The organism is Treponema primitia, from assembly GCF_046533075.1.
Classification (GTDB): domain Bacteria; phylum Spirochaetota; class Spirochaetia; order Treponematales; family Breznakiellaceae; genus Termitinema; species Termitinema primitia_B.
The window spans coordinates 20,764-27,578 of sequence record NZ_JAJQRB010000071.1 but is presented as its reverse complement, the minus strand read 5'-3'; the positions used below and the strand labels follow the sequence as shown (position 1 = coordinate 27,578).

Here is a 6,815-nt window from a genome sequence, read left to right as displayed (position 1 = left end):
GGAGGCCCCATACGTTTCCTTCCTGACAGGCCCCCCGATCAATTGTGTGCTTTCGAAGACCCAGTTATGCGCATGGCTTCACCGGGGTCCGTGGTTTATATTGTATTTACAGACTTCTCCTGCTATAGTGATTTTAGGAGAAGCCATGTCGGAACCGGAATACCAAAGGCCAAGCTGGGATGAATACTTTATGGAGGTCTGTGACGCCATTTCAAAGCGGGCGACCTGTGATAGGGGTCGTTCGGGCTGCGTTATTGCCAAGGACCACCAGATCCTGGTAACCGGTTATGTGGGGGCTCCCGCGGGACTGCCCCATTGCGACGAAGTGGGACACCAGTTCAAGAAGATGCTCCACGAGGACGGAAGCGAAACCACCCACTGTGTGCGGACCGTCCATGCGGAACAGAACGCTATCTGTCAGGCCGCTAAGCGGGGTATTGCCATTGAGGGAGCCACCCTCTACTGCCGAATGACCCCCTGCAGGACCTGCGCCATGCTTATCATCAACTGCGGTATAGTCCGGGTAGTCTGCCAGCGGCGGTATCACGATGCCGAAGATTCTGAATCCATGTTTGAAAAAGCGAAGATACAGCTGGAATATATACACAACGAAGTACAAAGATACGAAAAACAATAGGCTGCAAATTTATACGGGCTGTTCCAGGACTATGCGGTGTTTAAGGTAAATTTCTTCCAGGGTTCGTTTGGGGCCCGGGGCGTTCATGCGTCTCCGTAACTGTGCGGCATCCCGGCGGTCGACATAAAAATCGTAGAACGATCGGGGATCCTCGTTATTAACAACGTTGTAGGCGGGGTTGCTTCCCAGGTAGCTGCGGACCTCATCGTTATCCACTGCGGAAATTCCAAAACGAATAAGCCGGGATCGGACTTCCCGAATTTCCTCATAGGAAAGGCCGAAGAGGAATTCCTCCAGGGCTTGCAGGGTTTCATCGTTAGAAATACTGCTCGTCAGAAATTTGTACCAATCGTCCCCCAGTTCCGTGGAAACCCGAATCAGTTCGCTGGAACCATCCATGGTCCCGAAGCAGGGGGGCGCCGCATCCCGGGCGGCCCAGAGCGCTTCCAGAGCGGGTAAGTGCTCAATAGCCCGGGGATCCACGCCGCTATCCCAGAGGGTAATCAGGTCATCGGCCAGACGGAACCGGATATGATCGGGAAAAGATGCATCCCCAAGACAGGAAAAGTACACCTCCTCGATCATCAGGGTACAAATTATGGAGAAAAGAATACGCTGCACCGGAACATAGAATTCCGGCTTGTCCCGCACCAGAATAGCCAGCATGGAAAAGGCGTGGGACTTCGCAACCAGGTAGCTGCGGACAGCCACAACCCGGGTAGGACTGCGCAGTAAGTGGGAGGGGTGGGAGAAGCTGGTAATGGACTCTATGAGTTTTTCCTCATCCCGCATCTCCCCCCGGACCATTTGTGTTTCCCGGATTGAAGGGAACCGGGAAATAACCATACCCAATTCCAGGAGGCAGGAAATACGGACCCGGGCCGTTTCAATATCCTTACAGTTCCCGGGTTCCAGATAGGCCATTAGCTCCTGAACCAATTTCTCTTCATGGGCGGTTAAACCTAATATTGGGACTCCGGAATCTTCTTTTTCAGCTTCGGAGGAAGACATACTTAATAAGGTATCCCAGTGATGGCATTAAATCAACCATGATTACCTAACAAGGAGAAATTTCTAACCGCAAAGGCGCAGAAGGCGCAGAAGTCAAAGGAAAAAATTACCAGAAAGCCCCTTCCTTCCCCTTGTGCGCCTTCTGTGCCTTTGCGGTTTTTATTCCTGCGTTTTTATTCCTTGTGAATCAGCTCGGTAAAGGCTTCGATTAGGAAGGTATTGAGAAATAGCAGCCCCCCTTTGGTTAGGCCCAGGGGCTTTTTTTGGAGAAGCCCCCTGGATTCCCAGCGGCGGAGGGTTTGGGGGATAAGGTTTTCCAGGGGGCGGTGAAATCGCTTTTTGAACAGCGCCGTGTCCGGGCCTTTGAGGTACCGAAAGCCCATGAGTATGCTTTCCTTTATCAGGGTCTGCCGATCCAGGATTTCTTCGGTGTAGGGCGGGGAATTATCCCGGCAAAGCCAGAGGTTCAGGTCGGCCTTGCAGGTACGGCGCACGGCGGCGCCGGTTTCGTCGTCCACGAGGGTACCGGAACCGCCGGGACCCAAACCCAGCCAGCTTTCCATACGCCAGTACCGGATATTGTGACGGGCTTCCTTCCCGGGCCGGGAAAAGTTGGACACCTCGTATTGGGCATAGCCCGCCGATTCCAGGGTATTTCGACCGGCTATCCAGAGACGATCCGCTTCGTCATCCTCCGGCAGCGGACAGTTCCCCTGCCCTACGGCAGCTGCCAGAGGGGTACCCTCTTCCATGGTCAGGGAGTAAAGAGAGAGGTGTCCCGGCCCGTAGGACAGGGCTTTTTCGATATCCTTATGTAAAATGTATTCATTTTGAAAGGGAAGCCCTGTCATGAGGTCCAGGGAGAGGGCGTCGCCGAAAATTTCGGCGGCTAAACCGATACGATCCGGCAGCAGGGCGGACTCCCCTACCCTATGGACCGCCCGGCGGGATGGTTCGTGGAAGCTCTGGACACCAAGGCTCAGCCGGGTCACCCCGCGATCCCGGCAGACCCGCAGCAGTTCCCCGTCCGCCGATTCGGGGTTTGCCTCCAGGGTGAATTCCCCGGGCTGCAGCGCCCCTACCCCCTCCAGCAGCCGGTCCAACCGCACCGCCCCAAGTACCGATGGGGTGCCTCCGCCGATATACACGGTGGGAACATGGCTAATCCCCAGGGCGGCTAGGCTCGCCTCCAGATCCTTTAGGATCAGATCCACAAATTGATCTAAACGCTTATCATCGGATTTAACAGGGATGGAATAAAAATCACAGTAATCACAAACCCCGGAACAGAACGGTACGTGGATATAAACCCCCGCCTCTTTTCCCATTCCTAGGGTCTTCCCAGCTTCGTAAAAGGCCAGTAACGGAAGAGCAGCTTTCCCACAACAATATCCACCGGGATGGGACCCCAGGTACGGGAGTCGTTAGTATTACTGCGATCATCCGAGAGGACGAAACATTCATTTTCACCAAGGATACGGGTATCCATATTTCCGGAAAAGGGGATCGATTCATCCCACAGGGCGGGAATCTGGGGAATTGTGGGAACATAGGGCCGGTCGGATAGTTCAAACTCCGTAAGGGCATACTTTTCATCCGCAGGCTTTAACCGAAGAACAAAGTTGGTCATGGAAATTTCATCCCCCGGCAGGCCGATGACCCGCTTTATATAGTAATGTTCCCTCGTATTAAAGAGACTCACCCGCTGAAGGGTAAAAAACCTCAGCAGAATATCTATTACATTCTTTACAACATCAGAATTTTCCTTCAGGGACATATCCACCAGGACCACGTTTCCCCGGCGGAAGGGAGGTTCGCCGCCAAGCAGATCCTTTCCGGCCAAAAAACTGTAAATTTTATTAGATGAAAAGATAAACCGGTCTCCGGCACGGAGACCAGGCTGCATGGTTTCGTTCTCTAAAACCCGCATGGAAAAGAAAAAAGTGGTCAGGGCGGCATATAAAACAAAAAAAGCCAGAACCCACAGCAGAACCCACCATATCTGATGGCGCTGATCCTTCTGGGCGGCATAGGAATATTTTCGCCATTTGTTAAACATAAACCCTATTCCCCATAATTACCGTATCGGACCGGCGCGCCATGTCGGAAAGAGCGGCCAGTAAATCAAAGCTCCTTTGCCTAGAATCTTGGATACCCTAACGGGGCCGAAATAACGGCCGTCCCGGGAATTATCCCGATTATCTCCCAAGGGGAGGATGCGCCCCTCCGGTACATACCAGCCCTGCGTATGCCGGGCCAACAGGGTCCGGTAACGGTTTTCCTGGGGACGAGCCCCACGCAGCAATTCCAGCCGGGATCGTTCATGGGCCAGGTAGTCGGGGTACCGCAGGGCATTTGCGACGGAAGCTGCGGCGGCCAAATCGTCCGGCGGAGTCAGGCCCAGGTCCATGTAGGCGGCGGCCCTTCCGGCGGCTAAGAGGCTGGGATAGGCTGTGCTTTCCATAAGGCGGCTCAGCTTGTGGTCCATACCCCGCTGGGCTATGTATTCCCGTTCCACTGCCCAGCGGTCCTCCCCGGCAAAACGGATCTTCAATTCCCCCTGCTCGGTGATAAACCGGTCCCCGCCCATACCAACCGCCCGCTTAATAAGAAAGTGAACCTTGGGGTCCCCGGATTCATCCCGGTCTATATCCACCAGGGAGAGGGTAAGCATATAGATAATACGCTGGGCTATATCAAAGGCTGGCCCCTGGGAAATATACGAGGGGTTTTCAAATATGATCACATCATTCCGTTTAGGCTTAATCAGGCTGGGCAACTTTGCCATCCCCGGGAGCAGTTCCGGCCCATAAATGATCTTGTTAACGAAAATCCGGTCCTTAATTAAAAGGGTATCGATCATGGACCCCGAGGGGATCTGGTATGCCTGGAAAAAATACTGATTGATCAGGAGTACCACCCCGGCAGCCCAGAGGAAGGCTTCAATCCAATCCAATACGGGATTCTTAGCCTGCTGTTTTTCCTTTTTGATCCGCTTGTTTCGTTTTCTGCGGCTTAAATGGTTTTCAGTAAGTCCCTGGATAATATCAAAAAAGTCCTTTCCTTCCATCATATTAGACTAAAAATACCATTTTAGGTCATCGTTGACAAGGTACGAAGAGGGGCCTATAATGCGTCAATGTTCGAAAAAAAGCCAGCATCGGCTTTACAGAGAGAGATCTTGCCGGAAGATCAGGTCCATCTGAAGTCTATTCTGGGTATACGGCCCGGAGTGTACCTGGCCGGTTTTTATGCCCTGATACTCCTGGGAATACTTTTTTTTATCTTCCTTTACCCCGGTATTGCCAGGCCAGGAAGCCTTCTTGTTCTTAATTCCGAGCCCCAGGGCGCTGCGGTGCGGGTGGACGGAATTACCCTGGGAACCACCCCGTGCGAGTTATTCGTAGCAAAGGGCGACAGGCTTGTAGATCTGGTCCTTCCGGGATTTACGCCTGTCCGGCAGGAAAGGACCATCCCGGGCAGTGTTTTTGCTTCCCGGTTTTTTCCCCGGCGTATAGTTGTTTTCGTAAACCTGGAGGCGCCGAAGCCTCTGGAGGCCCTTATCTCCGGAGCAGATGAATATGCCCGGTGGTCCTTTACCGGAGAGCCAACCCCGGCATACCAGATCCCTCAGGACCTTTCCGAAGCGGTCTATCGCATAGGACCGTCGGCAGCGGCTGATCCGGACGTCCGGAAAGAAGCTACGGAAGTCCTTAAAGCAGCGGCCCGGTTTGCCGCTACCAAAGCGGCTCTCCGGGACCTTTCCCGCGCCCAATTCCTTATCAACAGTGGGGGGTTATCCCCTTCGCCATTGACCTTGACCGGTTCTATCGCAGCTATCCTGAAATATCTTTCGGACACACCCGGCGCCGCCGTTTGGCTCTCAGAAACCCTGTTGCCCGTATCCGCCAACGCTCTTTCGGAAAATATCCGGCTTTTAGAGGGTTCTCCCTGGTATCGGCAGGCAGTATCCGGCGCCGCAGCCCTGACCAAGGGCATTTCCGAAGGGGCCGAAACGAAGGGCCCCCCAACCGGGGAAACAATCCGCGTGGGGAACCTGAATTTCCGGCGTCTTCTTGCGGGAGAATTTATCCAGGGCGCATCCTTCCCTCACCGTGTAAAGTTGGACGACTTTTATATTGCCGCCACAGAATTGGACACCGAAGAATGGGAACGTTTCCTTTCCGCTAATCCCCGGTGGAGACGGGACAATTCATCAACCCTTATCGCACAGGGTCTTGTTTCCCTGGGCTACCTCGACAAACCGATTAACCCGGCCTTCTCCAATTCCGGCGTGCCGGGGATCTCCTGGTTTGCCGCAGCAGCCTATTGTGAATGGCTTACCCAATCCCTGCCGGTCTCTCTGGCGGGTTGGGAAGTACGGCTTCCCCGGGAAGCGGAGTGGGAATACGCCGCCCCCCTGTTTACGGCGCGGGGAACTTCGTTCTGGGAATGGTGTGCGGACCCCTACGCTCCCCTCAACTATCTGGGCGCTTCTCCTGCAGCCGTAGAAGCGGTCTCTTCTCCGGAGCGATCCTTGCGCGGCGGTTCCTGGTTCAATCCCCCCGGTTCGGTGGGCATTGAAACTCGGGCATCCCTGGCCCCGGCCTTATCATCCCCCTTTGTTTCCTTCCGGCCCGTGATAGCGCGGGAAACAGGGCTCCCATGAGCGAGGGGGCCAAGATCATCGCCGTAAACCGCCGGGCCCGGCATGATTATTCCGTAGATGATTGTTACGAATGTGGGATAGAGCTGCTGGGTACGGAAGTAAAGTCCTTCCGTGACGGAAAAATCTCCTTTCCCGACGCCTGGGCGGAGGTAATAAGCGGTGAAGTATGGCTCCGTTCTCTGCGGATCGCCGAAAACCCCTTCTCTTCAATCTTCAACCACGATCCGGACCGGAAAAAAAGGCTGCTCCTTCACCGGGATGAGATCAAACGTATTACACGAAAGGTTGATGAAAAGGGCTACACCCTAATCCCCCTTTCATTTTACTTTAAAAAGGGCCGGGTTAAGGTTGAACTCGGTCTCTGTAAAGGAAAGAAAGCCTATGATAAACGGGCGGATATACGGGAACGGGATATCACCCGGGAGATCTCCCGTGATTTCCGACAAAAATTACATTGAATTGTATCTTTTTATATAAACTATTGTTGCGTCATAGATT

At 53.8% G+C, this 6,815-nt stretch carries 7 protein-coding genes; 3 read left to right on the top strand and 4 right to left on the bottom strand.

The genetic code is table 11. From position 1 onward, the window contains the following. The first annotated feature begins 145 nt into the window (after window positions 1–145). A complete protein-coding gene (locus LQZ19_RS15045; protein ID WP_411048502.1) occupies window positions 146–637 on the top strand; it encodes a deoxycytidylate deaminase in 492 nt (163 codons plus the stop codon). Window positions 638–646: 9 nt separating this feature from the next. Here the strand turns inward: LQZ19_RS15045 and LQZ19_RS15040 are convergent, their stop codons facing one another. From LQZ19_RS15040 to lepB (LQZ19_RS15025), 4 genes are all read right to left on the bottom strand, one after another. Beyond that, window positions 647–1,648: a hypothetical protein gene (locus tag LQZ19_RS15040; RefSeq protein WP_411048501.1), complete on the bottom strand. Its 1,002-nt coding sequence runs from the start codon at window positions 1,646–1,648 to the stop codon at window positions 647–649. Window positions 1,649–1,821: 173 nt separating this feature from the next. After that, window positions 1,822–2,976: a radical SAM family heme chaperone HemW gene (hemW, locus tag LQZ19_RS15035; RefSeq protein ID WP_411048500.1), complete on the bottom strand. Its 1,155-nt coding sequence runs from the start codon at window positions 2,974–2,976 to the stop codon at window positions 1,822–1,824. A gap of 2 nt (window positions 2,977–2,978) precedes the next feature. Then, complete coding sequence (gene lepB, locus LQZ19_RS15030) at window positions 2,979–3,707, bottom strand: signal peptidase I (protein ID WP_411048499.1); 729 nt, start codon at window positions 3,705–3,707, stop codon at window positions 2,979–2,981. 18 nt (window positions 3,708–3,725) lie between these two features. Beyond that, window positions 3,726–4,721 carry a signal peptidase I gene (gene lepB, locus LQZ19_RS15025; RefSeq protein ID WP_411048498.1) on the bottom strand — a complete coding sequence of 332 codons (996 nt, stop codon included), beginning with the start codon at window positions 4,719–4,721 and terminating at the stop codon, window positions 3,726–3,728. Window positions 4,722–4,787: 66 nt separating this feature from the next. On the opposite strand from lepB (LQZ19_RS15025), the gene LQZ19_RS15020 reads away from it, so the two are divergent. Beyond that, the gene (locus LQZ19_RS15020) at window positions 4,788–6,317 is read left to right on the top strand and encodes an SUMF1/EgtB/PvdO family nonheme iron enzyme (protein WP_411048497.1); all 1,530 of its coding nucleotides are present in this window, start codon (window positions 4,788–4,790) and stop codon (window positions 6,315–6,317) included. Beyond that, the gene (smpB, locus tag LQZ19_RS15015) at window positions 6,314–6,775 is read left to right on the top strand and encodes an SsrA-binding protein SmpB (RefSeq protein WP_411048496.1); all 462 of its coding nucleotides are present in this window, start codon (window positions 6,314–6,316) and stop codon (window positions 6,773–6,775) included. Before LQZ19_RS15020 ends, smpB begins: the two co-directional genes overlap by 4 nt. Window positions 6,776–6,815 lie beyond the last annotated feature (40 nt).